The organism is Cedecea sp. P7760 (genome assembly GCF_013386425.1).
In the GTDB taxonomy this organism is placed as follows: Bacteria; Pseudomonadota; Gammaproteobacteria; order Enterobacterales; family Enterobacteriaceae; genus Cedecea; species Cedecea selenatireducens.
In genome coordinates this window covers 48,805-74,424 of record NZ_JACARU010000043.1, presented here as the reverse complement: position 1 = coordinate 74,424, position 25,620 = coordinate 48,805, and the positions used below count along the sequence as shown (strand labels likewise).

Here is a 25,620-nt window from a genome sequence, read left to right as displayed (position 1 = left end):
TTGCCAACGCGTTTTTTTCCTTCCATGAAATTACAGGCTGCCAGGCGTTCTGGCGGCTCTGCCCGCGGATTTAATCGTCTTACTGCTACGCTGCCCGCTGAGGCTTTCCAGACGCATCTGGAACGGTGGGAACGGCATCTCGATGTTGTGCTCGCGGAAGCCCTGCAGAATCAGCTGGTGGATTTCGTGGCGCAGCGGCATTCGGTGGCCCATCTCCGCCGCGTGAATACGCAGTTCGAAGACCTGGATACCCTGCTGGAGATCGACCAGGAATGCTTCCGGCTGCGGCGTATCGAGCACCAGCGTGCAGCGGTGCGCGGCTTCCAGCAGGACTTTGGTGACCTCTTCCGTATTCGCTTCTGACGGGGCCGGAATGGTGAGCACCACACGCGTGACCGAGTCCGAAAGCGACCAGTTGATAAACTGCTCGGTAATAAATGCCTGGTTCGGAACGATGATTTCTTTTCGGTCCCAGTCGCTGATGGTGGTCGCACGGGTGTTGATTCGCGTGATGGTGCCCGTCAGGTCACGGATGGTCACCGTGTCGCCGATGCGTATCGGCTTCTCGAACAGAATAATCAGGCCAGAGACGAAGTTGGCGAAGATTTGCTGTAAACCGAAGCCCAACCCCACGCTGAGTGCGGCTACCAGCCACTGCAGCTTGGACCACTCAATCCCGATCATCGAGAAGCCCACCAGCCCGCCAATCAGCAGCAGCAGATATTTGGTGATGGTGGTAATGGCATAGCCGGTGCCTGGCGTTAAGTTCAGGTGTTGAAGAATGGCCAGCTCCAGCAGCGCCGGTAAGTTACGCACCAGCTGCGTGGTAATAATCAGCACCAGAATGGCAATCAGTACCGCGCCAAGCGTAATCGGTTCGATGCTTTCCACACCCTGAACAGTGGAGGTGACGTCCCACAGCGTGATGTTACCGAGGAAGCCAAACGCCGAGTGGATTTCGGACCACAGAAAAATCACCGACAGCAGGGCAATAAGCATCAGAATTGAGCGGACCAGGCGCAAAGACTGGGCGCTGATGGTATCGAGATCGACTTCCGGCTCGTCCACGGTTTCTACCGAGCCTTCGGTGCTGTTAGCATGCGCCGTATCTTCTTCCCCACGCGCTCGTTGGGCAAGGATTTCAGCCCGGCGGTGTTTAGCGCGGTCAAAGGCCAGACGGCGGCGCTGGATAAGCATCCAGCGGCGGATGATGTGATAAATCACCAGCAGCAGGAACCAGATGGCTACGGAGGTTTCCAGACGTGCCAGCAGCGCCTGAGCCGTCATCAGATAGCCGACGATAGCCGCCAGGATAGCCATCAACGGAGCACAGAGCAGCAGGTTCCACAGAATGGTGTTCACGATGTTGTCACCATCGCCCTGCTTGTCGAGATAGAGCGGTAGCCCGGCACGTTTAAGGCTGAGCGTGACGATAGCCAACGCGCCGCAAATCATGATGAAGCAAAGCCTGCCCAACGAGGCTGAAAATTCCCGGTCGTTGAGATTGTCGAACATAATCAGCGCCATGATCAGCGGCACAATCAGGCCTATGCTCATGATGTAGTAGCGCATGGCCCGCCCTACGCGCTCGCGCGGCCAGCCAAAATGCACCACAAACAGCCCGGTAGGGCGTGCGAACGTCGCGCAGATCATCACCCCCCAAAGTAGAGGCACCGTAGCGGTAACGCCGTCGCCTATCGCCACCGCGATGGGGTAAGGCCACGCTTCCTGCAAACCATAACCCAGCGTTGCCCACAGCACGGGGAGCGGAGAGGCGACCAGAATCGACCAGAACACGGTGCGTAGCGTCAGGCGGAAGTGGTCCTGCGTTACTTTTCCGACTTTGGCGCTGGAGCGCTCGAGGAAGGCAGTGAAGTGACGGCGCGAGCTAATGCTAAACCCAACCAGAATCAGCGCGCCGAAGAGCGGCAGCAGCGTTTCTTTGCTGGTTACCATCATGATCGCGGCTTTACCCAACTGGCTAAAGGTATCCAGCGACACCAGACGCCGCAGATCTTGCACGATTTCCAGCGGCCAACTGATGCCTATTGGGCTGACGTCAGACGTCCAGAACAGGTAGCGGTGGGTCGCTTCATTCACTTCTTTCAGCGCGTCTTCAAGCTGGCTGTTCGCCACTTTCAGCTTGGTTAACTCGAGAATCAGGGTATCGCCGCCCTGCAGCAGCGAGTTCAGCAGCTCACGTTGGGTGCGAAGCTGCGCCTGCAGGATCTTATTTTGCTCGGCGGTCAGCGGGCTGCCGTCAGCCTGGCGAACCTGGCGTAGCTGGGCGTGTTTATTGAGCAAATCTTCATAGTGCAGGCGCTCTACGCGCAGCTGAGCCAGCTCGGTGTCCAGCTGCTGCGGCTTTGGCATGTCCGGCAGGCGGGCAACCTGGGCGCGCAGTGCTTCACCCAGCACGTTCGAGACGCCCAGCCATTGGGACTGCTCTCGCAGCGTATTGAGCGCCTGGCGGACCTGCAGCGTCTGGTTATTGGCCTGACGTTGCTGAGAGGCCACCAGGTCCATGCGCTGGGCCTGTTGATTGAGTGCCTGAGAGAGTTCGCGGTTATTTTTGAACTGCTCGAATATTTCTGGCGGCAGGTTAGCGCTGGTTTCCGCCAGCAGCTCGGTGCTTTCCAGCGCCTGTTCCGCTTCACGCTGGCGCTGGCTGTTGAGCTGGTTTCTCAGAGCCTGGAGGTAGGCATCCAGCTGCGTACTCTGCTTTTGCGCCAGCTCGGCGCGCATGCGCGCAAGCTCCTGGCGGTTGTTAGCGGAAAGCTGAGCCAGTTCGAGTTCATCCACCTGAGCCTTCAGGCGGGCGGATTCAGCCTGCAGCAGGAAGTGCTGGGCCTGGGCCAGAGGCGTGCTGCCACTTTGCTGAGAGCCCGCACGACGTTCAATGTCGTTGAGCTGCCGGCGAGTATCCGTTTGCTGTTGAGGGAGCTGGCTTAGCGAGTCGCTGATGTCGCGGGTTCTTTCCTGCTCCTGCTGGGCAAGTCGGCTTTTGTCCAGCAGCTGGCTGCTGACCTGCAAAATCTCCTGGTTTAACGCGTCGCTGCTCATGCCCGGCGGCACTTCTTCAGGTTCATCGCGCAGGTTGGTCAGCTGTTTGCGCAGGGTTTGCGACAGCTTAGGGAAGTTATCAATGACTTGCTGGTATTGTTCGGCGCGTTCAAGCGAGGCTTTGCGTTCATCTAACGCGTTCAGCGCCGACTGGAGAGCTTCCACAATTTCCGCCTGGTTTGGCGTGTTTTTGGCGGCCTTAGCCTGCTCCAGTTCCTGCGAGATTTGTTTTGCATCGGGCGCTGTTGCTGCATACGCCCCCAGGCTGAGGCACCAGGCCATCAGGAAAGTGATAATCAGGCGCACGTCAGTTACCTATAACGTTGCTGGAAAAGAGGGAAAGCACGGTTTCCCTCTTTGAGGTTTCAGCTGAAAATCAATGGGTTGATTTTCATGGTTAAGTGCTGTTGTCTTTCAGGCTTCTGGGTTGCCAGTCGCCTGTTCTTCGACATTATTCTGCGGTTTTTGGCGCTTCCGGTACGTCTGCTTCGGTTTCCAGAACGTCGGCAGGGATTTCGCTCACCGGCACTTCAGGCTCAATAACAGGCTCGGTAGAAATGGCCAGAGGTTCACCGATTTTCGTTGCTGACAGGCTTTTCAGCTGCTCGACCAGGTTTACTTTGCCCGGTGCAAACAGGTTAATCACCGTGGAGCCCAGCTTGAAGCGGCCCATTTCCTGACCCTTCAGCAGTGCCACAGCGCCTTCGCTTTCACCGGCAGGCCAGGTCCAGCGTTTGATAACGCCCTCACGCGGTGGGGTGATAGTCCCGGCCCAGACGGTTTCGATGCTGCCAACAATGGTAGCACCAACCAGAATTTGTGCCATTGGACCAAACTCTGTGTCGAACAGGCAGATAACGCGTTCGTTACGGGCAAAAAGGTTAGGCACGTTTTGCGCGGTCAGGTGATTCACGGAGAACAGATCGCCTGGCACATAAATCATTTCGCGCAGAATACCGTTACACGGCATATGCACGCGGTGATAGTCGCGTGGAGAAAGGTAAGTCGTGGCGAAACTGCCGTTACGGAACAGATCGGCCATCAGGTAGTTACCCGCCAGCAGCGCTTCCAGGCTGTAGTTATGGCCTTTCGCCTGCAGGATTTTGTCTTCTTCGATGCGGCCCAGCTGGCTTATCACTCCGTCGGCAGGCATGACCAGCACGCTCGGATCGGTGTTCATCGGGCGAACGTCATCGCGAAGCGGACGCACAAAGAAGTCGTTGAAGGTGCGGTAAGCTGCGGTGTCCGGCTTCTGCGCCTCGTTCATGTCTACTTTGTAGTACTTGACGAACAAATCGATGACCAGCTTGGTCAGCCAGCCAGCACGTTTGCTTGCGCCCCAGCCTGCCAGGCGAGTCAGCCACAGTTTTGGCAGAAGGTACTGGAGCGAAAGTTTAATGTTGTCTAACAAAATAGCCTCCTGGCTAAATGCCCTGATAGGTGGGCCGATACAGAAAAGGGGCGATTCTAGCGATGCCCAGCTTAATTGTCAGTTGTCAGTATCAGAAAAGCTTTTACGCGTTTTTACCTGCGCCATGCTTTCCAGAATACGGTGGTAATTTTCAAAACGTGTTTCGGCTATCTCGCCTTTCTCCACGGCCTCACGCAGGGCGCAGCCTGGATCGTTGTCGTGACGGCAGTCGCGATATTTACAACGGCCTAAATAGTCATGGAATTCGACAAATCCGTGGGTGATTTGTTCAGGTTCCAGGTGCCAAAGACCAAACTCACGCACGCCTGGGGAGTCAATCACGTCGCCGCCGCCTGGGAAGTGATAGAGGCGAGAGGCGGTGGTGGTGTGCTGACCGAGGCCGGAAACGTCGGAAACGTCGTTTACCAGGATCTGTTTTTCAGTGAAGCCCAGCAGGTTGTTCAGCAGGCTTGATTTACCCACGCCTGACTGGCCGGCGAAGATGCTGATACGGCCAACCAGCTCGGCCTCAAGATCTTTTAGCCCTTCCGCCTTGTAGCTGGAGACCATCAGCACGCGATAGCCAATTTTGCGGTAGATATCCATCTGCTCGTTAACGAAGGCGCGGCCTTCATCATCCAGCAGGTCAGTTTTGTTCAGTACCAGCAGCGGCTCAACGTCGAGGGTTTCGCAGGCTACGAGGTAACGGTCGATAATGTTCAGCGACAGCTCCGGCAGGATAGCCGAAACGATGATTATCTGGTCGATGTTTGCCGCAATCGGCTTTACGCCATCGTAAAAGTCTGGACGGGTCAGTACGGAGGTGCGCTCGTGTACGGCCTCCACGATCCCTTTTTTAGAGACGCCTTCTGCGGCCTCTTTCGCTAAGCGCCAGACTACCTTGTCGCCGGTGACCAGCGAACGAATGGTGCGACGAATGTTGCAGCGGTGTACCGTGCCTTCATGCGACTCGACGTCTGCATGCTGGCCAAAGCGGCTGATTACCGTGCCTTCGCGCGGTTCACCAAACTGGGCATCGTCGTAGTCGGCTTTCTCCACGGTTTTTGTCAGACGACGCTGGTGGTTTGCGTTGACGCGGCGCTGTTGTCCTTTGGAGAGTTTATTTTTGCTCAAGCGTACTGGCTCCTGGTCGCCCCTGGTGGGCAAAACCTCTATGATACACACTATTTTATACGAATTAACCCATCGTCAAGGGTGGGCGACGCACAAGAAGGGTGGAAAATAGCATGAGTGGAAACGAAAACAATCTGATTTGGATTGATTTAGAAATGACCGGTCTGGATCCCGAGCGGGATCGCATTATTGAGATTGCTACCCTGGTGACCGATGCCAACCTGAACATTCTGGCAGAAGGGCCGACCATTGCGGTACACCAGTCCGATGAACAGCTGGGGTTGATGGACGACTGGAACGTTCGTACCCATACCGCCAGTGGCCTGGTTGAGCGCGTGAAGGCAAGTCAGCTTGACGATCGCGCGGCGGAGCTTGCGACGATTGAGTTTCTGCAGCAGTGGGTGCCGGCGAACACTTCCCCAATTTGCGGGAACAGCATCGGGCAGGATCGTCGCTTCCTGTTTAAGTACATGCCCGAGCTGGAAGCCTACTTCCATTATCGTTACCTCGATGTGAGCACGCTGAAAGAGCTGGCGCGCCGCTGGAAGCCGGAAATTCTGCCGGGCTTTAAAAAGCAGGGAACTCACCAGGCGATGGACGATATCCGCGAGTCCGTGGCGGAGCTTGCCTACTACCGTGAGAATTTTATTAAGCTTTAAAAACAGTCCCCTCATCGAAAGGTGAGGGGGAATTAGCCATTTCAGACGATAAAATAATCATCTTGATGGTTTAACCAGCAGTCAGACAAAAAACGCGAAAAAAAACGTTTGAGGGCTTGCGACAAAAACGAATTCTCGTATAATGCGCCTCCCGTACCGATGCAGAATTTGCAGCGTTACACAGAGCGGGAATAGCTCAGTTGGTAGAGCACGACCTTGCCAAGGTCGGGGTCGCGAGTTCGAGTCTCGTTTCCCGCTCCAAATTTTCCTTTCAAGTAAAAATTATCCACAGCGCTCAGCAGGCGTTGGTGATGGTATTTTGCCGTTTTGTAATACGTCTATAAACAGACTTATCCACAGGCGTCTGTCTCTTCGCTCGTCTTCTACAAATGTAATATTTATTACATCAATATTTTAATTTGTTGATAATTAACGATTTAATTTAATTTCGAAATATTAATGTAATGCTTGCAGAAATTTTGACGCTTGAATGACAACGCGTTTTTGAATTTTATGCACACGCTGTGGACATATCATGCGTCGCGTGGAAGCCCCTTCTCGATCACTCTCACCAGCCGCTGTTTCTTCGGCAACTGAACCTCTACGGCCTGCTCGCTTCGTCTGGCTAATTGTTGCGCAATCGCCCATTCAATATGCTCGTCCAGAAGTGGGTGCTCACCTTTTCTCTGCTCAAGTGCGGTCAGGTTAGCTTCATTCCAGGGGGCATTGCCCAGTGCGACGGCAATATTACGCAGCCAGCGAAGATGCCCAATACGGCGAATCGCGGAACCTTCGGTGACTCGCAGGAAGTGCTGCTCGGTCCAGGCGAACAGCTCGGTCAGGGGTGGCGAGTGAAGCGCCTTGCGCGGGCTAAAATCATCTTCCTCGCTTAGCTGCGAGTAGCGATTCCACGGGCAGATAAGCTGGCAGTCGTCGCAGCCGTAGATACGGTTGCCAATAAGCGGCCTGAATTCTTCCGGGATTGCGCCTTCAAGCTCAATCGTCAGGTAGGAGATACAGCGCCGCGCGTCCACCGTATAAGGTTCGACGATGGCGTTAGTCGGGCAAATTGTCATGCAGGCTACGCAGCGGCCGCAGCCCTCTTCAACGGGAGCGTCAATCGGCAGCGGAATATCGACCAGCAGTTCGCCGAGGAAGAAGAACGAGCCGGCCTCGCGATTGAGGATAAGTGAGTGCTTACCTGTCCAGCCGAGCCCGGCTTTTTCCGCCAGCGGGCGCTCAAGAAGCGGCGCTGAGTCGACAAAAGGTCTAAAATTCAGCGTGGAGCAGTGGGACTGAATCATTTCCCCCAGCTTTTTTAAGCGGTTACGCAAGACTTTGTGATAATCACGGCCCAGCGCATAGCGGCTGACATAACCCAACTGCGGATTTTTCAGCGTTGAGGCGAAAGCAGCGTTGGTCGGAAGGTAGTTCATGCGAACGCTAATGACCCTGAGCGTACCGGGCATCAGTTCGTGTGGTCGGGCGCGCATCATGCCGTGCCGGGCCATCCAGTCCATTTCGCCGTGATATTGCTTATCGAGCCAGTCCTGCAGTTGTGGCTCGCTGGCGGTGAGATCGGTATCGGTAATACCGACCTGCTGGAAGCCAAGATCCTTGCCCCACTGTTTAATGCTTTGCGCTAACTGATTGTAATCGAGGGGCTGTGACATGACGGACCATAACCTGAAAAAGTACGGCAAAAGTATACCACATTCGGTCTGGCCGGCGGACTGGCTGCGTAAAGCCGAAAGGGACGCGGCAGACAGCCTGGGCATCACGCTTTATGAGCTGATGCAGCGTGCCGGCGAAGCCGCATTTCAGATCGCCCGCACGCGTTATCCTCAAGCTCGCCATTGGCTAATCGCCTGCGGGCATGGGAATAACGGCGGTGACGGCTATGTTGTGGCCCGCCTGGCTCAGGCCGCTGGCCTTCAGGTGACGTTGCTGGCTGTCGAAAGCGATAAGCCCTTACCCGAAGAGGCGGGTCAGGCCCGCGAGGCATGGCTCAATGCAGGCGGCGTTCCGCACGATCCCGATACAGTCTGGCCCGCTGACGTTGATTTAATTGTCGATGCCTTGCTGGGCATTGGCTTAAACAGCGCCCCGCGCGAAAATATCGCTCAGCTTATCAAGCAGATGAACGAGCATCCTGCGTCGGTCGTGGCAATGGATATTCCTTCCGGGCTGCAGGCCGATACCGGTGCCGTGCCCGGAGCGGTGGTTCAGGCTGCGGATACTGTGACTTTTATCGCTCTCAAGCCGGGGCTGCTAACGGGTAAGGCGCGGGATGTTGTTGGCAGGCTCCATTTTTCCGCATTAGGGCTTGAGTCCTGGTTAGATGCGCAGGAAGCGCCTATTTCCCGATTTGATGTCCAGCAGCTTGCCGACTGGATCAAACCGAGGCGGCCTACGTCGCATAAAGGGGATAACGGGCGGCTGGTGCTGATTGGCGGCGACAGCGGTACAGCGGGAGCCATTCGCATGGCCGGTGAGGCTGCGTTGCGTGCCGGGGCTGGCCTGGTTCGGGTATTAACCCGTGCGGAAAACGTTGCCCCGTTGCTTACCGCTTGCCCCGAGCTAATGGTTCACGAACTGACTCCGCAATCGCTTGATGAATCGCTTGAATGGGCGGATGTGGTGGCGATTGGCCCCGGGCTCGGGCAGCAGGAATGGGGCAAGAAGGCGCTGCAGAAAGTTGAAAACAGCCGCAAACCGATGCTTTGGGACGCGGACGCGCTTAACCTTCTGGCAATCAACCCGGATAAACGTCAGAATCGCGTGATTACGCCTCATCCTGGCGAAGCGGCAAGGCTGCTTAATTGCGCTGTGTCACAAATTGAGAGTGACCGCTTACTTGCTGTAAGGCGTTTGGCTAAACGTTATGGCGGAACCGTGGTCTTAAAAGGTGCCGGCACGCTGGTCGCCAGCCACGATCGGTTGGGCATTATCGACGTGGGTAACGCCGGGATGGGAAGCGGTGGAATGGGGGATGTGCTGTCGGGGATCATTGCCGCATTGCTGGCACAGAAGCTTACCCCTTATGATGCTGCCTGTGCAGGCTGCGTGGCTCACGGCGCGGCGGCTGATGTTTTAGCCCGCCAGCGAGGCACGCGCGGTATGCTGGCGAGCGACCTGCTTTCAACGCTTTACCTGTTTGTTAACCCGGATTTGAATACCTGAAGCCATGATGAATCGAGTTATTGCATTACCTGAAGAAGCGGCAACTTTGGAGCTGGGCAAGCGCCTGGCGCTGGCCTGTGAAGGCGCGACGGTTATTTACCTTTATGGCGACCTCGGGGCGGGTAAAACCACCTTTAGCCGCGGTTTCTTGCAGGCGCTGGGGCATAAAGGCAACGTTAAAAGCCCAACATATACGCTGGTCGAGCCGTATCAGCTTGATAGCCTGATGGTCTATCACTTTGATTTATATCGCCTGGCAGACCCGGAAGAGCTTGAGTTTATGGGGATCCGTGACTACTTCACCAATGACGCGATTTGCCTGGTGGAATGGCCGCAGCAGGGGACAGGTGTGCTCCCCGATCCGGATGTCGAAATTCACCTGAGCTACGAGGCGCAAGGGCGTGAAGCGCGCATTGCTGCCGTTTCATCATCTGGTGAAGCGTTACTGGCGCGGTTAGCCAAATAGCAAGGATGACGGGATGATCTATCGCGTGAAAGGTTGGTTGATGGCCGGATTCCTGCTGCTGTGCTGCGCGCAGGCGGGGGCGGCCGCGCTGTCGGATATTCAGGTTTCTAACGGTGAGAATCAGGCGCGTATCACCTTCAGTTTTATGGGCGACCCGGAATACACCTTTTCGCAGGACAGCAAGCGAAGCGTCGCGCTGGATATTAAGCAAAGCGGTGTGATTCGCGGGCTGCCGCTGCAGTTTAGCGGTAACAACCTGGTGAAAAGCATCAGCTCCGGGCAGCCAAAAGACGATCAATCTTTACGCCTGGTCGTTGATTTAACCCAGCCCGGCAAAACCCGCGCCGTAAAGCAGCAAAACGGGGCTAATTATACCGTCATCTTTACGATTAACGCTGATGCGCCGCCGCCGCCTCCACCGCCGGTTGTCGCCAAACGAGTTGAACCTGCTCCGCCTGTCCAGGCTCCCGGTCCGGCTCGCAATCCCTTTAAACCTCAGCAGGTTACCGGCGTGGTAGGGTCCAATACAGTAACTCGCCCGGCGGCTCGCGTGAAAAATAGCGGCCCGTCAGATACCGTTGTGGTGGCTATTGATGCCGGTCACGGCGGTCAGGACCCCGGCGCGATTGGCCCCGGTGGTACTCAGGAAAAGAACGTCACTATCTCTATCGCCCGCAAGCTGAAAGCTTTGCTGAACGACGATCCGATGTTCCGGGGCGTGTTGACCCGCGATGGCGATTATTTTATCTCGGTAATGGGGCGTTCCGACGTGGCGCGTAAGCAGAATGCGAACCTGCTGGTATCGATTCATGCGGATGCCGCGCCGAATCGCGATGCTACCGGGGCGTCCGTTTGGGTGCTTTCTAACCGCCGCGCAAACAGTGAAATGGCGGGCTGGCTTGAGCAGCATGAAAAGCAGTCTGAATTACTGGGTGGTGCGGGAGACGTGCTGGCAAACAGCCAGGCCGATCCTTACTTAAGTCAGGCGGTGCTGGATTTGCAGTTCGGCCATTCCCAGCGAGTCGGGTATGATGTGGCGACCAAAGTGCTGGCGCAGCTTCAGCGGGTAGGCTCTCTGCATAAACGCCGCCCTGAGCACGCGAGCCTCGGCGTATTGCGTTCGCCAGATATCCCTTCGCTGTTGGTTGAAACGGGCTTTATCAGTAACAGTTCCGAAGAGCGCCTTTTGGGCAGCGACAATTACCAGCAGCAAATAGCGCAGGCTATTTATGAGGGGCTGCGCAACTACTTCCGTGAGCATCCGCTGCAGTCTGCGCCATCGAATGAGCAAACTGCCCGCACCCTGCAGGGGTCGCCTCAGCAGGTCGCAGCCACTAACTAAGGAGATAACATGCCGATTCAGGTTCTGCCGCCGCAGCTTGCGAACCAGATCGCCGCTGGCGAGGTTGTAGAGCGTCCTGCGTCGGTAGTGAAGGAGCTGGTTGAGAACAGCCTTGATGCCGGCGCCACGCGGATTGATATCGATATCGAGCGCGGTGGCGCAAAGCTTATCCGTATTCGCGATAACGGCTGCGGTATTAAACAGGAGGAGCTGGCGCTGGCGCTGGCTCGCCATGCCACCAGTAAAATCGCCTCGCTGGATGACCTTGAGGCCATTATCAGCCTCGGCTTCCGCGGTGAAGCGTTGGCAAGTATCAGCTCAGTTTCCCGTTTGACTCTGACGTCGCGTACGGCGGAACAAAACGAAGCCTGGCAGGCCTATGCCGAAGGGCGCGACCAGGATGTGACGGTCAAACCAGCCGCGCATCCGGTCGGGACAACGCTTGAAGTCCTCGACCTGTTTTACAACACGCCTGCGCGCCGTAAGTTTATGCGCACCGAAAAAACCGAATTCAACCATATTGATGAAGTGGTACGCCGTATCGCGCTGGCGCGCTTCGACGTTTCTATTACGCTCAACCATAACGGTAAAATGATTCGCCAATACCGTGCGGTGCCGGAGGGTGGCCAGCGTGAGCGTCGGCTTGGCGCTATTTGCGGCACACCGTTTCTTGAGCAGGCGTTGGCGATTGAGTGGCAGCACGGCGATTTAACGCTGCGCGGCTGGGTCGCTGAGCCAACAGCAACCACTTCTGCATTAGCTGAGATCCAGTATTGTTACGTTAACGGACGCATGATGCGCGACCGCTTAATTAACCATGCCATCCGCCAGGCCTGTGAAGACAAACTGGGCGTGGATCAGCAACCTGCGTTTGTGCTGTACCTGGAGATTGATCCGCATCAGGTGGACGTTAACGTTCATCCGGCCAAGCACGAGGTTCGCTTCCACCAGTCGCGTCTGGTGCATGACTTTATCTACCAGGGCGTGATCAGCGTGCTTCAACAGCAGGGTGAGAACGCGCTGGCGCTGGAGGAAACGGCGGATACGCCAGCTGAACGCTGGCAGCCGGAAAATCGTGTCGCTGCCGGGCGTAACCAGTTTGCAACGCCAGCCGCCCCGCGTGAGCCACGTGAAGCGCCGCCGCGCCAGGCTTCGCCATCGCCTTCTGGCGGCGGCCGCGCCGGTGAGACGGGAGGAACGCCGCTTTGGCCTCATGCCGCACCGGGCTACCAGAAGCAGCAAGGCGCGCTGTATCGCCAGCTGTTGGATACTCCAGAAGTAGAACCTGCACCTGCAGCCCGGGCTGAAGAGCCGCCAGCGCTTGAAGGCCACTCGCAAAGTTTTGGCCGGGTATTAACGGTTTTGCCGCCGGATAAGGCCTTGCTTGAGCGGCAGGGCAAACTTTCTCTGCTTTCGCTGGTGGTGGCCGAGCGGTGGCTAAAACAGGCTCAACTGGCACCGGGCAGTGAAGGGCTTAGGGCTCAGCCGCTGTTGATCCCGCTTCGTCTGAAAGTCAGTCGCGAAGAACACGATGTATTGGTTAAATATCAGTCGCTTTTGAAAGAAATGGGTATTGAATTTGATACCGATGCACGGCAGATAACAATTCGCACGGTACCTTTACCTTTACGCAAACAAAATTTACAAATCTTGATTCACGAACTGCCAGGATACCTGGCGCAACAGGCAGATGTCTCCCCGGGCCAGCTGACTCTGTGGATTGCCCGCCATTTGGCGAGCGATCATGAACACTGGAGCCAGTCTCAGGCGATTGCGCTGCTGGCGGACGTTGAACGTCTCTGCCCGCAGCTGGTGAAATCTCCGCCCGGCGGTTTGCTGCAACCTGTTGATTTACAAATGGCGATGAACGCCCTGAAAGATGACTGAAGATAAAAAACAGCCACAGGCAATTTTTTTAATGGGGCCCACGGCCTCAGGTAAGACGGCACTTGCCATTAATTTGCGTAAAACTTTGCCGGTAGAGTTGATAAGCGTGGATTCGGCCCTCATCTATCGAGGGATGGATGTAGGTACCGCTAAGCCAACGGAACAAGAGCAAGCCCTGGCGCCGCACAGGCTGCTGGACCTGCTTGACCCGGCTCAGGCGTACTCTGCGGCAGATTTTCGTCGCGACGCGCTGGCCGAGATGGCTGAAATTACCGCCGCCGGGCGTATTCCGCTGCTGGTCGGCGGCACAATGCTCTATTTTAAAGCGCTGTTAGAGGGGCTTTCGCCGCTCCCGTCGGCGGACCCGGAAGTCAGGGCAAAGATAGAGCAACAGGCGGCAGAGCAAGGATGGGATGCGTTGCATCGTCAACTGGAACAGATTGATCCCGTTGCCGCTGCCCGGATTCATCCAAATGATCCGCAAAGGCTTTCCCGGGCACTGGAAGTTTTTTTCATTTCGGGTAAAACTTTAACGGAACTGACGCAAACGTCAGGAGAAGCTCTGCCGTATCAGGTGCATCAGTTCGCCATCGCCCCGGCGAGCCGTGAACTGCTCCATCAGCGAATTGAGCAGCGTTTTCATCAGATGTTGGCTTCAGGTTTTGAAGCAGAAGTGCGGGCGCTTTTTGCTCGCGGAGATTTGCATACGGAGATGCCTTCCATCCGTTGCGTGGGTTACCGCCAGATGTGGTCTTATTTGGCCGGTGAAACTTCATACGATGAGATGGTTTATCGAGGTATTTGCGCGACGCGTCAGTTGGCTAAGCGCCAGATGACCTGGCTGCGTGGCTGGGAAGGGGTTCACTGGTTAGACAGTGAAAAACCGGAACAGGCATACAGCGAAGTGCTACAGGTTGTTAGTGCTAAGCATGGGTGAATGTGTACAATTGAAACGTCAGCGTGCGCAAATTTTTACGCAGTTTTTCAGAGCTAATCGCTCTTGAGTGACAAACAACAAACATATAAGGAAAAGATAGAATGGCTAAGGGGCAATCTTTACAAGATCCGTTCTTGAACGCACTGCGTCGTGAACGTGTTCCAGTTTCTATTTATTTGGTGAATGGTATTAAGCTGCAAGGGCAAATTGAGTCTTTCGATCAGTTCGTGATCCTGTTGAAAAACACGGTCAGCCAGATGGTCTATAAGCACGCGATTTCTACCGTTGTTCCGTCTCGTCCGGTTTCTCATCATAGCAATAACACCGGCACCGGCGGTTCTGGCGGCTACCATCACGGCGGCAGCGCGCAGGCTGGTTCTGCGACGCAACAAGACAGCGAAGAAACCGAATAAGGTCGCTTGCTGTTTTCCCGGTCGGGGGACCAGTTCAGCTGCGTTCCCCGCTGGTCTTTTTGAGAGGTTATACGCTTGTTTGACCGTTATGATGCCGGTGAGCAGGCGGTGCTGGTTCACATCTATTTTTCGCAAGACAAAGACATGGAGGACCTCGCGGAGTTTGAATCCCTGGTCTCTTCAGCCGGTGTCGAAGCACTACAGGTGGTAACCGGTAGCCGCAAATCCCCGCACCCAAAGTATTTCGTTGGTGAAGGCAAAGCCGTTGAGATTGCCGAGGCTGTTAAAGCCACTGGTGCGTCGGTTGTGCTGTTTGATCATGCGTTATCCCCCGCCCAGGAACGTAACCTGGAAGCCCTGTGCGAGTGCCGTGTTATCGATCGCACCGGGTTAATTTTAGATATTTTTGCCCAACGTGCACGTACCCATGAAGGTAAATTGCAGGTTGAGCTGGCTCAGCTCCGCCATCTGGCTACTCGCCTCGTGCGCGGCTGGACCCACCTTGAGCGCCAGAAAGGCGGGATTGGTTTACGTGGCCCGGGTGAAACCCAACTCGAGACGGACCGTCGCCTGTTACGCAACCGTATTATGCTGATTCTCTCGCGCTTAGCGCGCGTAGAGAAACAGCGCGAGCAGGGACGTCGTTCACGTAATAAAGCAGATGTGCCGACGATTTCATTGGTGGGCTACACCAACGCCGGTAAATCCACGCTATTTAACAGAATTACCGCGGCCGATGTTTATGCCGCGGATCAGCTATTTGCCACACTCGATCCTACACTGCGCCGTATTGACGTCGCCGACGTGGGCGAAACCGTGCTGGCAGATACTGTCGGTTTTATTCGCCACCTGCCGCATGATTTGGTAGCAGCGTTTAAAGCCACTTTGCAGGAGACTCGTCAGGCCACGCTGTTGCTACACGTGATTGACGCGGCCGACTTCCGGATACAGGAAAACATTGCAGCAGTCGATACCGTACTGGAAGAGATTGAGGCGGATGAAATCCCAACTCTGTTGGTCATGAATAAAATCGATGCGCTGGATGAGTTTGAACCGCGTATCGACAGAAACGACGAGAATGTGCCGATCCGCGTCTGGCTTTCCGCCCAGACCGGTGCCGGTGTCCCACTGCTTTTCCAGGCTCTGACAGAACGTTTGTCTGGTGAAATTGCGCAGCATACGCTGCGTTTACCCCCTCAGGCAGGGCGTTTACGGAGCCGTTTTTATCAGCTTCAGGCAATAGAAAAAGAGTGGACAGAGGAAGACGGCTGCGTGGGATTAGAAGTCCGTATGCCTATCGTGGACTGGCGTCGCCTTTGTAAACAAGAACCGGCACTCGCGGATTACATCGTTTAGACGCAATAAAGTCGGCTCATAAATGTCCTGAAGACTATTTCCCCCTAGGGGGATATCACCGCACAACAAATATGGAGCATAAACATGGCGTGGAATCAGCCCGGTAATAACGGACAGGACCGCGACCCGTGGGGAAGCAGCAAGCCTGGCGGCGACTCTGGGGGTAACAAAGGAGGGCGCGATCAGGGTCCACCTGATCTGGATGATATCTTCCGCAAGCTGAGCAAAAAGCTCGGCGGCCTTGGCGGACGGAAAAGTGGCGGTAGCGGCGGTGGTAACGCATCGCAGGGACCGGGTAATCCTATTGGTGGTCGCGTGGTCGGTATCGTTGCCGCTGCGGCGGTCATTATCTGGGCAGCGACCGGGTTCTATACCATTAAAGAAGCCGAACGCGGTGTTGTGACCCGCTTTGGTAAATTCAGCCACCTGGTTGAGCCAGGCCTGAACTGGAAGCCGACCTTTATCGACAGCGTTCAGGCGGTGAACGTTGAATCGGTACGTGAACTGGCAGCGTCCGGCGTGATGCTGACCTCTGATGAAAACGTGGTGCGCGTTGAGATGAACGTGCAGTACCGCATTACCGATCCACAGCGCTACCTGTTTAGCGTGACCAGCGCGGATGACAGCCTGCGTCAGGCCACCGACAGCGCGCTGCGTGGCGTTATCGGCAAGTACACCATGGATAAGATCCTCACCGAGGGTCGTACCGTGATTCGTAGCGATACCCAGCGTGAGCTTGAAGAAACCATCAAGCCTTACAACATGGGGATCACTCTGCTGGACGTCAACTTCCAGACGGCGCGTCCGCCGGAAGAGGTGAAGGCCGCATTTGATGATGCTATCTCTGCTCGTGAAAACGAACAGCAGTACATCCGTGAGGCTGAGGCATACACCAACGAAGTACAGCCGCGTGCTAACGGCCAGGCTCAGCGTATTCTGGAAGAGGCTCGTGCTTATAAAGTGCAGACCGTTCTGGAAGCTGAAGGTGAAGTTTCTCGCTTTGCCCGACTGTTGCCGGAATATAAAGCCGCACCGGAAATCACCCGCGAGCGTCTGTATATCGAGACCATGGAAAAAGTCCTTAGCCACACCCGTAAAGTGCTGGTTAATGACAAAGGTGGCAACCTGATGGTGCTGCCGCTGGATCAGATGTTGAAGGGCGGCGCTCAGCAGCCGGCCGCAAAGGGCGATAACAGCGCAGCGAGCAACCTGCTGCGCCTGCCGCCAGCGTCCAGCTCAGGCAGCAGTGCCAGCACCTCTTCGTCCTCCTCGAGCGGCGATATCATGGATCAGCGTCGTGCTAACGCACAGCGCAACGATACCCAGCGCGTAGGGAGTGAATAACGATGCGTAAGTCTTTTATTGCAGTAATTATCATCGTGCTGGTCGTGATTTACACCTCGCTGTTCGTGGTGCATGAGGGCGAGCGCGGCATTACATTACGCTTCGGTAAAGTCCTGCGTGATGACGAAAATAAACCGGTAGTGTATGAGCCGGGTCTGCACTTCAAGATCCCGTTCATTGAAACCGTGAAAACGCTGGATGCGCGTATCCAGACGATGGACAACCAGGCCGATCGCTTTGTGACCAAAGAGAAGAAAGACCTGATCGTTGACTCCTACATCAAGTGGCGCATTAGCGACTTTAGCCGTTACTACCTGGCCACCGGCGGTGGCGACGTTTCTCAGGCTGAAGTGCTGTTGAAACGTAAGTTCAGTGACCGTCTGCGTTCTGAAATTGGTCGCCTGGATGTGAAAGACATCGTGACCGATTCCCGTGGTCGCCTGACGCTGGACGTGCGCGATGCTCTGAACTCCGGTTCTGCGGGCACGGATGATGAAGTTGCTACACCGGCGGCGGATGATGCTATCGCTTCCGCAGCGGCGCGTATTACCGAAGAGACCAACGGCAAAGTGCCGGTGGTTAACCCGAACAGTATGGCCGCGCTGGGTATTGAAGTCGTCGATGTGCGTATCAAGCAGATCAACCTGCCGACCGAAGTGTCCGAGGCTATCTACAACCGTATGCGCGCCGAGCGTGAAGCGGTTGCTCGTCGCCACCGTTCACAGGGTCAGGAAGAGGCTGAGAAGCTGCGTGCTACCGCTGACTACGAAGTGACCCGTACGCTGGCAGAAGCTGAGCGCCAGGGCCGTATGACTCGTGGTGAAGGCGATGCAGAAGCCGCGAAACTGTTTGCTGATGCGTTTAGCAAGGATCCAGACTTCTATGCCTTTATTCGTAGCCTGCGTGCTTATGAAGCTAGCTTCCAGTCTAACCAGGACATCATGGTTCTGAGCCCGGACAGCGACTTCTTCCGCTACATGAAGACGCCAGCAAATAGCTCACGCTAATCGCTGAGTATTATCAAAGAGCCGGTTTACCGGCTCTTTTTTTATGCCCGTAAAGGATGATTATGAATTCTACAATTTGGCTGGCGCTTGCCCTGGTGTTAGTGCTCGAAGGGCTAGGCCCCATGCTTTATCCGCGCATCTGGCGGCGCATGATTCTGGCCATGGCTCAATTACCGGACACATTGCTTCGTCGTTTTGGCGGCGGTCTTGTGGTTGCGGGCATCGTTATCTACTACATGTTGAGTCGCGCCAGCAGCTGAGCGAAATTTATCCGGCAGAAACCTATTTTGTATACTAAAAGGGCTGTTCATCTGGGAAACCGATGGTAGAATCCTTTTTTAAGCAAACGGTGATTTTGAAAAATGGGTAACAACGTCGTCGTACTGGGCACCCAATGGGGTGACGAAGGTAAAGGAAAGATCGTCGATCTTCTGACTGAACGGGCTAAATATGTTGTGCGCTATCAGGGCGGTCACAACGCAGGCCACACTCTCGTAATCAACGGTGAAAAAACCGTTCTCCATCTTATTCCATCAGGCATTCTCCGCGAAAACGTCACCAGCATCATCGGTAACGGCGTTGTGCTGTCTCCTGCTGCGCTGATGAAAGAGATGAAAGGGCTGGAAGACCGCGGTATTCCAGTACGTGAGCGTCTGCTGCTGTCTGAAGCTTGCCCGCTGATCCTTGACTACCACGTTGCGCTGGACGTAGCGCGTGAAAAAGCTCGCGGTGCGAAAGCTATCGGGACTACCGGTCGTGGTATCGGTCCTGCGTACGAAGACAAAGTGGCCCGTCGTGGCCTGCGCGTTGGCGACCTGTTCGACAAAGCCACCTTTGCAGACAAGCTGAAAGAAGTGATGGAATACCATAACTTCCAGCTGGTGAACTTCTACAAAGTTGACGCAGTTGACTACCAGAAAGTGCTGGATGATGCGATGGCGGTTGCCGACATCCTGACCTCCATGGTGGTAGACGTATCCGATCTGCTGGATCAGGCGCGCAAACGCGGCGACTTCATCATGTTCGAAGGCGCTCAGGGTACGTTGCTGGATATCGACCACGGTACCTATCCGTACGTAACTTCCTCTAACACCACCGCTGGTGGCGTTGCGACCGGCTCCGGCATTGGTCCACGCTATGTGGATTACGTTCTGGGTATCATCAAAGCCTACTCCACTCGCGTGGGTGCGGGTCCGTTCCCAACCGAACTGTTTGATGACATCGGCGAGTTCCTGTGCAAACAGGGTAACGAATTCGGTGCTACCACCGGCCGTCGTCGTCGTACCGGCTGGCTGGATGCGGTTGCCGTACGCCGTGCCGTGCAGATTAACTCCCTGTCTGGCTTCTGCCTGACCAAGCTGGACGTACTGGACGGCCTGAAAGAAGTGAAAATCTGCGTGGGCTACCGTATGCCAGATGGCCGCGAAGTGACCACCACCCCAATGGCAGCGGATGACTGGGAAGGTATCGAGCCGATTTACGAAGTGATGCCTGGCTGGTCTGAAACCACTTTCGGCGTGAAAGAGCGCAGCGGTCTGCCGCAGGCAGCGCTGAACTACATCAAACGTATTGAAGAAGTGACCGGCGTGCCGATTGATATTATCTCTACCGGCCCAGACCGTACTGAAACCATGATTCTGCGCGATCCGTTCGACGCATAATGATGTGACGGGGTGTGGTATCACACCCCGTATTGCTTTCTCCCCGCCGCTTTATTCATCATTCCAATCAAATAAATTAGCTGGCAACCATATGGCTGGTTTATCATCAATATGTACCTGCTTTAAGGTGCAACTTGCCTTGTGCAAAGCGTTTCCCCTCCCACCCATGAGGTTGATGTGCAGTTAACGAGTTTTACTGATTACGGTTTACGTGCTTTGATTTATATGGCTTCTCTTCCAGAAGGAAGAATGACCAATATCTCTGAAGTGACAGAGGTGTACGGTGTGTCCCGTAATCATATGGTGAAAATCATCAATCAACTCAGCCGCGCGGGCTATGTTATGGCCGTGCGAGGAAAAAACGGCGGCATCCGCCTTGGTAAGCCTGCGGGCACGATCCGCATTGGCGACGTGGTGCGTGAGCTGGAGCCGCTCTCATTGGTGAACTGTAGCAGTGAGTTTTGTCATATCACCCCTGCCTGCCGACTGAAACAGGCTTTGGCTGAGGCGGTGCAAAGTTTCCTACAGGAACTGGATAAGCATACGCTGGCCGATCTGGTGGACCAAAACCAACCGCTCTACAAATTACTGCTGGTGGAGTAACTATTATTCCATTTGTGGATGACAACGGAGGACCCGAAATGTCAAAAGATCCTTTTCAGGAACGAGAAGCCGAAAAATACGAAAACCCGATCCCGAGCCGGGAGTTTATTCTCGATCACCTTTCTAAACGTGAAAAACCTGCCAGCCGCGATGAGCTGGCGGAAGAACTAAAAATCTCCGGTGAAGAACAGATTGAAGCTTTACGTCGACGCCTGCGCGCGATGGAGCGTGACGGTCAACTGGTCTTTACCCGCCGCCAGTGCTACGCGCTGCCGGAACGCCTCGATCTGCTGAAAGGCAAAGTTATTGGCCACCGCGACGGGTTTGGTTTCCTGCGCGTAGAAGGCCGTAAAGACGACCTCTACCTTTCATCCGAACAGATGAAGATGTGCATGCACGGCGACCTGGTGCTGGCACAGCCGCTCGGTGCCGATCGTAAAGGCCGCCGTGAAGCGCGTATTGTGCGCGTACTGGAGCCAAGAACCGGTCAAATCGTAGGCCGCTACTTTACCGATGCGGGCATTGGTTTTGTGGTGCCTGACGACAGCCGCCTGAGCTTCGACATCCTGATCCCGCCTGAAGAGCTAATGGGTGCCCGTATGGGCTTTGTGGTAGTGGTTGAGCTGACCCAGCGCCCGACCCGTCGCACAAAGGCTATCGGCAAGATTGTTGAAGTGCTCGGTGACAATATGGGCACCGGCATGGCCGTGGATATGGCGCTGCGTACTCATGAAATTCCGTACGTCTGGCCGAAAGAGGTTGAAGCCCAGGTCGCAAATCTGAAAGAAGAAGTGCCGGAAGAGGCCAAAGTGGGCCGCGTCGACCTGCGCGACTTACCGCTGATGACCATCGATGGTGAAGATGCCCGAGACTTCGATGATGCCGTATTCTGCGAGAAAAAACGCGGCGGCGGCTGGCGCCTGTGGGTTGCCATTGCCGACGTAAGCTACTACGTTCGTCCGCCAACGGCGCTGGATAACGAAGCCCGCAACCGTGGGACTTCGGTTTACTTCCCGTCGCAGGTGGTTCCAATGCTGCCGGAAGTGCTTTCAAACGGCCTGTGTTCCCTGAACCCGCAGGTGGATCGCCTGTGTATGGTTTGCGAGATGACCATCTCCGCAGCAGGGCGTCTGACCGGCTACAAATTCTATGAAGCGGTGATGAGCTCTCACGCTCGCCTGACCTATACCAAGGTCTGGCATATGCTGCAGGGCGACCAGGAGCTGCGCGAGCAGTATGCGCCGCTGGTTAAGCACATCGAAGAGCTGCATAACCTCTACAAAGTGCTGGAAGTTTCCCGTGCCCAACGCGGCGGTATTTCCTTCGAGAGCGAAGAAGCGAAGTTTATCTTCAACGCAGAGCGTCGCATTGAGCGCGTCGAACAGACCGTGCGTAATGATGCGCACAAGCTAATCGAAGAGTGCATGATCCTCGCCAATATCTCGGCGGCGCGCTTCGTTGAGAAGAACAACGAGCCAGCGCTGTTCCGCGATCACGATCGTCCGAGCAACGATGCGATCACTGCATTCCGTTCGGTACTGGCGGAGCTGGGCCTTGAATTACCGGGCGGGCAGAAGCCAGAACCGCGTGATTACGCCGATCTGCTGGCGTCCATCGCCGATCGCCCTGACCACGAGATGCTGCAAACTATGCTGCTGCGCTCGATGAAGCAGGCTATCTACGATCCGGAAAACCGCGGCCACTTCGGCCTGGCGCTGCAGTCCTATGCGCACTTTACCTCGCCAATTCGTCGCTACCCGGATCTGTCGCTGCACCGCGCCATTAAATACCTGTTGGCGAAAGAACAGGGGCATACCGGGAACAGCACCGAATCCGGCGGCTGGCACTACAGCATGGAAGAAATGCTGCAGCTGGGTCAGCACTGCTCGATGACCGAACGCCGCGCCGACGAAGCGACTCGCGACGTAGCGGACTGGCTGAAGTGCGACTTCATGCAGGATCAGGTGGGCCAGGTATTCAACGGCATTATTGCCAGCGTCACCGGCTTCGGCTTCTTCGTGCGCCTGGAAGACCTGTTCATCGACGGGCTGGTTCACGTCTCAACGCTGGATAACGACTATTATCGCTTTGACCAGATTGGTCAGCGCCTGATTGGCGAATCCGGCGGCCAGACTTACCGTCTGGGTGACCGCGTTGAGGTTCGGGTGGAAGCCGTCCACATGGACGAGCGTAAAATCGACTTCGCGCTGATCTCAAGCTCACGTGCGCCGCGTGGCGAAGGTAAAACGGCAAAAGACAAAGCGAAGCGAGGCGGAAATGGTGGGGCGCCGTCTAAGCGCCGCCAGGCTGGCAAACGCGTAAACTTCGAGCCGGACAATGCTTTCCGCAAAGAGAAAGACGGCGCGAAAGCGAAGAAAGAGAAAGCTGGAAAGAAACCGAAGAAAGCCAAAGCGCCGTCGGACAAAACCCGTAAAATAGCGGCAGCAACGAAGGCGAAGCGCGCCGCGAAAAAGCAGGCAAGCTGATATTACCCTCACCCTGACGTAGTCCCTCCCGCAAAGGGAGAGGGGGCAAACAGAACGATAGTGTATTCTTTTATCGTTTTCCCCCTCGCCCCTTTGGGGAGAGGGGCGGGGTGAGGGGCTAAATCCAGACCATGAACAAACCAACACGGGCGAACCCTCGTCCGCAATGAGTGATATCGATGAGTGAAATTATTTACGGCATTCACGCCGTCCAGGCCCTGCTTGAACGTGCTCCGCAGCGTTTTCAGGAAGTCTTTATCCTGAAAGGTCGCGAAGACAAGCGCCTGCTGCCGCTGATCCACGCTGTTGAAGCGCAGGGGATCCCGGTGCAGGTGGCAAACCGCCAGTGGCTCGACGAGAAGGCCGAGGGCGCGGTACACCAGGGCATCATCGCCCGCGTGAAGCCGGGCCGCCAGTATCAGGAAAACGATCTGCCCGATCTGATTGCCGAGCACGAACGTCCATTCCTGCTGATCTTAGACGGCGTAACCGATCCACATAATCTCGGGGCCTGCCTGCGTAGCGCAGACGCTGCCGGGGTTCATGCGGTTATCGTGCCAAAGGATCGTTCCGCACAGCTGAACGCGACGGCGAAAAAAGTGGCCTGTGGCGCGGCGGAGAACGTTCCGCTTATCCGCGTGACCAACCTGGCCCGCACCATGCGCCTGCTGCAGGAAGAGAACGTCTGGATCGTCGGCACCGCCGGTGAAGCGGACCACACTCTGTTTCAGAGCAAATTCACCGGCCCAATGGCGCTGGTGATGGGTGCAGAAGGCGAAGGCATGCGCCGCCTGACTCGCGAGCACTGTGATGAGCTGGTCAGCATCCCAATGGCCGGGACCGTTTCTTCCCTGAACGTTTCCGTCGCTACCGGCGTTTGCCTGTTCGAAATCGTGCGTCAGCGCGGTTAATTAGCGTTATCTCTGCGGGGTGGAAACACCCCGTTTGTGATCCCCCTCCGCGCAGAACCCGCATCTCCGTCCATACTTAATGGCATTGCCACAGATGGAGGGCACAGGATGCGCTGGCAAACTCACACCGTTTTTAATCAACCCATACCCCTCAGCAACAGCAATCTTTTTCTTTCAGATATTCCGCTGCGAGAAGCCGTGAGCCGCGAAGGCGCAGGTTGGGACGTTGAGCTTCTGGCCAGCATCGGCCAGCAGCTGGGTTCTGCAGAATCTCTGGAACTGGGCCGGCTGGCAAACGTCAATCCGCCTGAGCTACTGCGCTTTGACGCTAACGGCGAACGGCTGGACGATGTTCGCTTCCATCCCGCCTGGCACCTGCTGATGCAGGGGCTTTTTGCAAATCGAGTTCACAATCTTGCCTGGCAGGAAGATGCGCGGCAGGGCGCTTTTGTCGCTCGTGCTGCCCGGTTCATTCAGCACGCTCAAGTTGAGGCGGGAACGCTTTGCCCGATCACCATGACCTTCGGCGCAACGCCGTTGCTGCTGCAGCATTTACCCAAAGCCTTTGACGCCTGGCGCAAGCCGCTGCTCAGCGATCGCTATGATGCGCATCTGCTGCCCGGTGGGCAAAAGCGTGGTCTGCTGATTGGCATGGGGATGACCGAGAAGCAGGGAGGTTCTGACGTGCTGAGTAACACCACGCGCGCCGAGCCGCTGGCGGGCAGAGGTTCTGGTGAAGCTTACCGGCTGGTGGGTCACAAATGGTTTTTCTCCGTCCCGCAAAGCGATGCGCACCTCGTCCTTGCTCAGGCTAAGGGAGGGCTGTCGTGCTTCTTCCTGCCGCATTTTCTGCCGGACGGCCAGCGCAATGCCGTTCGCCTTGAGCGGCTGAAAGACAAGCTCGGTAACCGTTCAAACGCCAGCAGTGAAGCCGAGTTTTGCGATGCCACCGCCTGGCTTATTGGTGAGGAAGGTGAGGGGGTACGCCATATCCTGAAAATGGGCGGATTTACCCGCTTCGACTGTGCGCTCGGCAGCCACGGCCTGATGCGGCGTGCGTTGTCGGTGGCCTTGTGTCACGCCCTCCAGCGGCAGGCCTTTGGCAAGACGCTTATCGAGCAGCCGATGATGCGCCAGCTACTGGGGAAAATGGCGCTTCAGCTTGAAGGCCAGACGGCATTTCTTTTCCGCCTTGCGCGGGCGTGGGAGTCGCCTGGTGACGCTCAGCAACTGGCCTATAGCCGCTTGTTTACCCCGGCAGCAAAATTCAGCCTCTGCAAAGCAGGTATTCCTTTTGTGGCTGAGGCGATGGAAGTCCTGGGCGGAGTGGGCTACTGCGAAGAGAGCGATCTGCCGCGCCTGTATCGCGAAATGCCGGTAAACAGCATTTGGGAGGGGTCGGGCAATATCATGAGTCTCGATGTGCTGCGCGTGCTGGCCAAACAGTCCGCGGTGATGGAGATGCTGCACGCCGAATTTGATGAGGTCAGAGGGCAAAACAGGCACTTCGATCGCAGCTGGCGACAGCTACAGCAGCGTTTGCGTAAGCCGCAGGAAGAGCGGGGCAGAGAAATCACCCATCAATTGGCTAATCTTGCCTGTGGAGCACAATTACTTAAATTTCTTTCACCACCCGCAGCCGAAGCCTGGTGCCGAATGATGCTGGACGATAGGGGAGAATCGCTTTTGCCCGAGCAGGTCATCAGTGATGTGCTGCTGCGGGCAACGGGAGGTGTGGCTTAATAAGAAGGTGGGCC

At 55.9% G+C, this 25,620-nt stretch carries 20 protein-coding genes and 1 tRNA gene; 17 read left to right on the top strand and 4 right to left on the bottom strand.

Translation table 11 applies throughout. The features are described 5' to 3' along the window. Positions 1 to 30 precede the first annotated feature (30 nt). From mscM to rsgA, 3 genes are all read right to left on the bottom strand, one after another. Positions 31 to 3,369 carry a miniconductance mechanosensitive channel MscM gene (gene mscM, locus HX778_RS15435; RefSeq protein ID WP_038476245.1) on the bottom strand — a complete coding sequence of 1,113 codons (3,339 nt, stop codon included), beginning with the start codon at positions 3,367 to 3,369 and terminating at the stop codon, positions 31 to 33. Positions 3,370 to 3,514: 145 nt separating this feature from the next. After that, positions 3,515 to 4,474 (bottom strand): archaetidylserine decarboxylase, encoded by a 960-nt coding sequence (gene asd / locus HX778_RS15430; protein ID WP_176982460.1) that lies wholly within the window; start codon positions 4,472 to 4,474, stop codon positions 3,515 to 3,517. Between the two features lie 78 nt (positions 4,475 to 4,552). Further along, positions 4,553 to 5,608 (bottom strand): small ribosomal subunit biogenesis GTPase RsgA, encoded by a 1,056-nt coding sequence (rsgA, locus tag HX778_RS15425; RefSeq protein WP_038476238.1) that lies wholly within the window; start codon positions 5,606 to 5,608, stop codon positions 4,553 to 4,555. 113 nt (positions 5,609 to 5,721) lie between these two features. Between rsgA and orn the strand changes: the two genes are divergently transcribed. Further along, positions 5,722 to 6,267 (top strand): oligoribonuclease, encoded by a 546-nt coding sequence (orn, locus tag HX778_RS15420; protein WP_176982459.1) that lies wholly within the window; start codon positions 5,722 to 5,724, stop codon positions 6,265 to 6,267. 185 nt (positions 6,268 to 6,452) lie between these two features. Next, positions 6,453 to 6,528: transfer RNA gene (locus HX778_RS15415), tRNA-Gly, on the top strand. Positions 6,529 to 6,800: 272 nt separating this feature from the next. On the opposite strand, the gene queG is transcribed toward HX778_RS15415, so the two are convergent. Further along, positions 6,801 to 7,940 (bottom strand): tRNA epoxyqueuosine(34) reductase QueG, encoded by a 1,140-nt coding sequence (queG, locus tag HX778_RS15410; RefSeq protein WP_176982458.1) that lies wholly within the window; start codon positions 7,938 to 7,940, stop codon positions 6,801 to 6,803. On the opposite strand from queG, the gene nnr reads away from it, so the two are divergent. The 15 genes from nnr to HX778_RS15335 all read left to right on the top strand — a co-directional run bounded on the left by nnr (position 7,939) and on the right by HX778_RS15335 (position 25,606). Continuing rightward, entirely contained in the window at positions 7,939 to 9,450 is a 1,512-nt protein-coding gene (nnr, locus tag HX778_RS15405) for a bifunctional ADP-dependent NAD(P)H-hydrate dehydratase/NAD(P)H-hydrate epimerase (protein WP_176982457.1), read from the top strand. The genes queG and nnr overlap by 2 nt on opposite strands. Positions 9,451 to 9,454: 4 nt before the next feature. Further along, entirely contained in the window at positions 9,455 to 9,916 is a 462-nt protein-coding gene (gene tsaE / locus HX778_RS15400; RefSeq protein ID WP_038476226.1) for a tRNA (adenosine(37)-N6)-threonylcarbamoyltransferase complex ATPase subunit type 1 TsaE, read from the top strand. A 13-nt stretch (positions 9,917 to 9,929) separates the two neighbouring features. After that, positions 9,930 to 11,258, top strand: coding sequence for an N-acetylmuramoyl-L-alanine amidase AmiB (amiB, locus tag HX778_RS15395; protein ID WP_176982456.1), 1,329 nt, complete (start codon positions 9,930 to 9,932; stop codon positions 11,256 to 11,258). Between the two features lie 9 nt (positions 11,259 to 11,267). Further along, positions 11,268 to 13,145: a DNA mismatch repair endonuclease MutL gene (gene mutL, locus HX778_RS15390; protein ID WP_038476220.1), complete on the top strand. Its 1,878-nt coding sequence runs from the start codon at positions 11,268 to 11,270 to the stop codon at positions 13,143 to 13,145. Continuing rightward, complete coding sequence (gene miaA, locus HX778_RS15385) at positions 13,138 to 14,082, top strand: tRNA (adenosine(37)-N6)-dimethylallyltransferase MiaA (RefSeq protein ID WP_038476217.1); 945 nt, start codon at positions 13,138 to 13,140, stop codon at positions 14,080 to 14,082. Before mutL ends, miaA begins: the two co-directional genes overlap by 8 nt. A 101-nt stretch (positions 14,083 to 14,183) precedes the next feature. Beyond that, positions 14,184 to 14,495: an RNA chaperone Hfq gene (gene hfq, locus HX778_RS15380; protein WP_038476214.1), complete on the top strand. Its 312-nt coding sequence runs from the start codon at positions 14,184 to 14,186 to the stop codon at positions 14,493 to 14,495. Positions 14,496 to 14,570: 75 nt separating this feature from the next. After that, entirely contained in the window at positions 14,571 to 15,851 is a 1,281-nt protein-coding gene (hflX, locus tag HX778_RS15375; RefSeq protein ID WP_038476211.1) for a ribosome rescue GTPase HflX, read from the top strand. A gap of 84 nt (positions 15,852 to 15,935) precedes the next feature. After that, positions 15,936 to 17,195, top strand: a complete 1,260-nt coding sequence (gene hflK / locus HX778_RS15370; protein WP_038476208.1) for an FtsH protease activity modulator HflK — start codon at positions 15,936 to 15,938, stop codon at positions 17,193 to 17,195. Between the two features lie 2 nt (positions 17,196 to 17,197). Continuing rightward, positions 17,198 to 18,202 (top strand): protease modulator HflC, encoded by a 1,005-nt coding sequence (gene hflC, locus HX778_RS15365; RefSeq protein ID WP_176982455.1) that lies wholly within the window; start codon positions 17,198 to 17,200, stop codon positions 18,200 to 18,202. A gap of 62 nt (positions 18,203 to 18,264) precedes the next feature. Next, positions 18,265 to 18,462, top strand: a complete 198-nt coding sequence (locus HX778_RS15360; RefSeq protein WP_008453600.1) for a DUF2065 domain-containing protein — start codon at positions 18,265 to 18,267, stop codon at positions 18,460 to 18,462. 102 nt (positions 18,463 to 18,564) lie between these two features. Then, positions 18,565 to 19,863 (top strand): adenylosuccinate synthase, encoded by a 1,299-nt coding sequence (locus HX778_RS15355; protein WP_038476202.1) that lies wholly within the window; start codon positions 18,565 to 18,567, stop codon positions 19,861 to 19,863. Between the two features lie 177 nt (positions 19,864 to 20,040). Beyond that, positions 20,041 to 20,466 (top strand): nitric oxide-sensing transcriptional repressor NsrR, encoded by a 426-nt coding sequence (gene nsrR / locus HX778_RS15350; RefSeq protein WP_038476199.1) that lies wholly within the window; start codon positions 20,041 to 20,043, stop codon positions 20,464 to 20,466. Between the two features lie 38 nt (positions 20,467 to 20,504). Continuing rightward, positions 20,505 to 22,952 carry a ribonuclease R gene (rnr, locus tag HX778_RS15345; protein WP_176982454.1) on the top strand — a complete coding sequence of 816 codons (2,448 nt, stop codon included), beginning with the start codon at positions 20,505 to 20,507 and terminating at the stop codon, positions 22,950 to 22,952. 179 nt (positions 22,953 to 23,131) lie between these two features. Further along, entirely contained in the window at positions 23,132 to 23,863 is a 732-nt protein-coding gene (rlmB, locus tag HX778_RS15340) for a 23S rRNA (guanosine(2251)-2'-O)-methyltransferase RlmB (protein ID WP_038476193.1), read from the top strand. 108 nt (positions 23,864 to 23,971) lie between these two features. Beyond that, complete coding sequence (locus HX778_RS15335; protein ID WP_176982453.1) at positions 23,972 to 25,606, top strand: isovaleryl-CoA dehydrogenase; 1,635 nt, start codon at positions 23,972 to 23,974, stop codon at positions 25,604 to 25,606. Positions 25,607 to 25,620 lie beyond the last annotated feature (14 nt).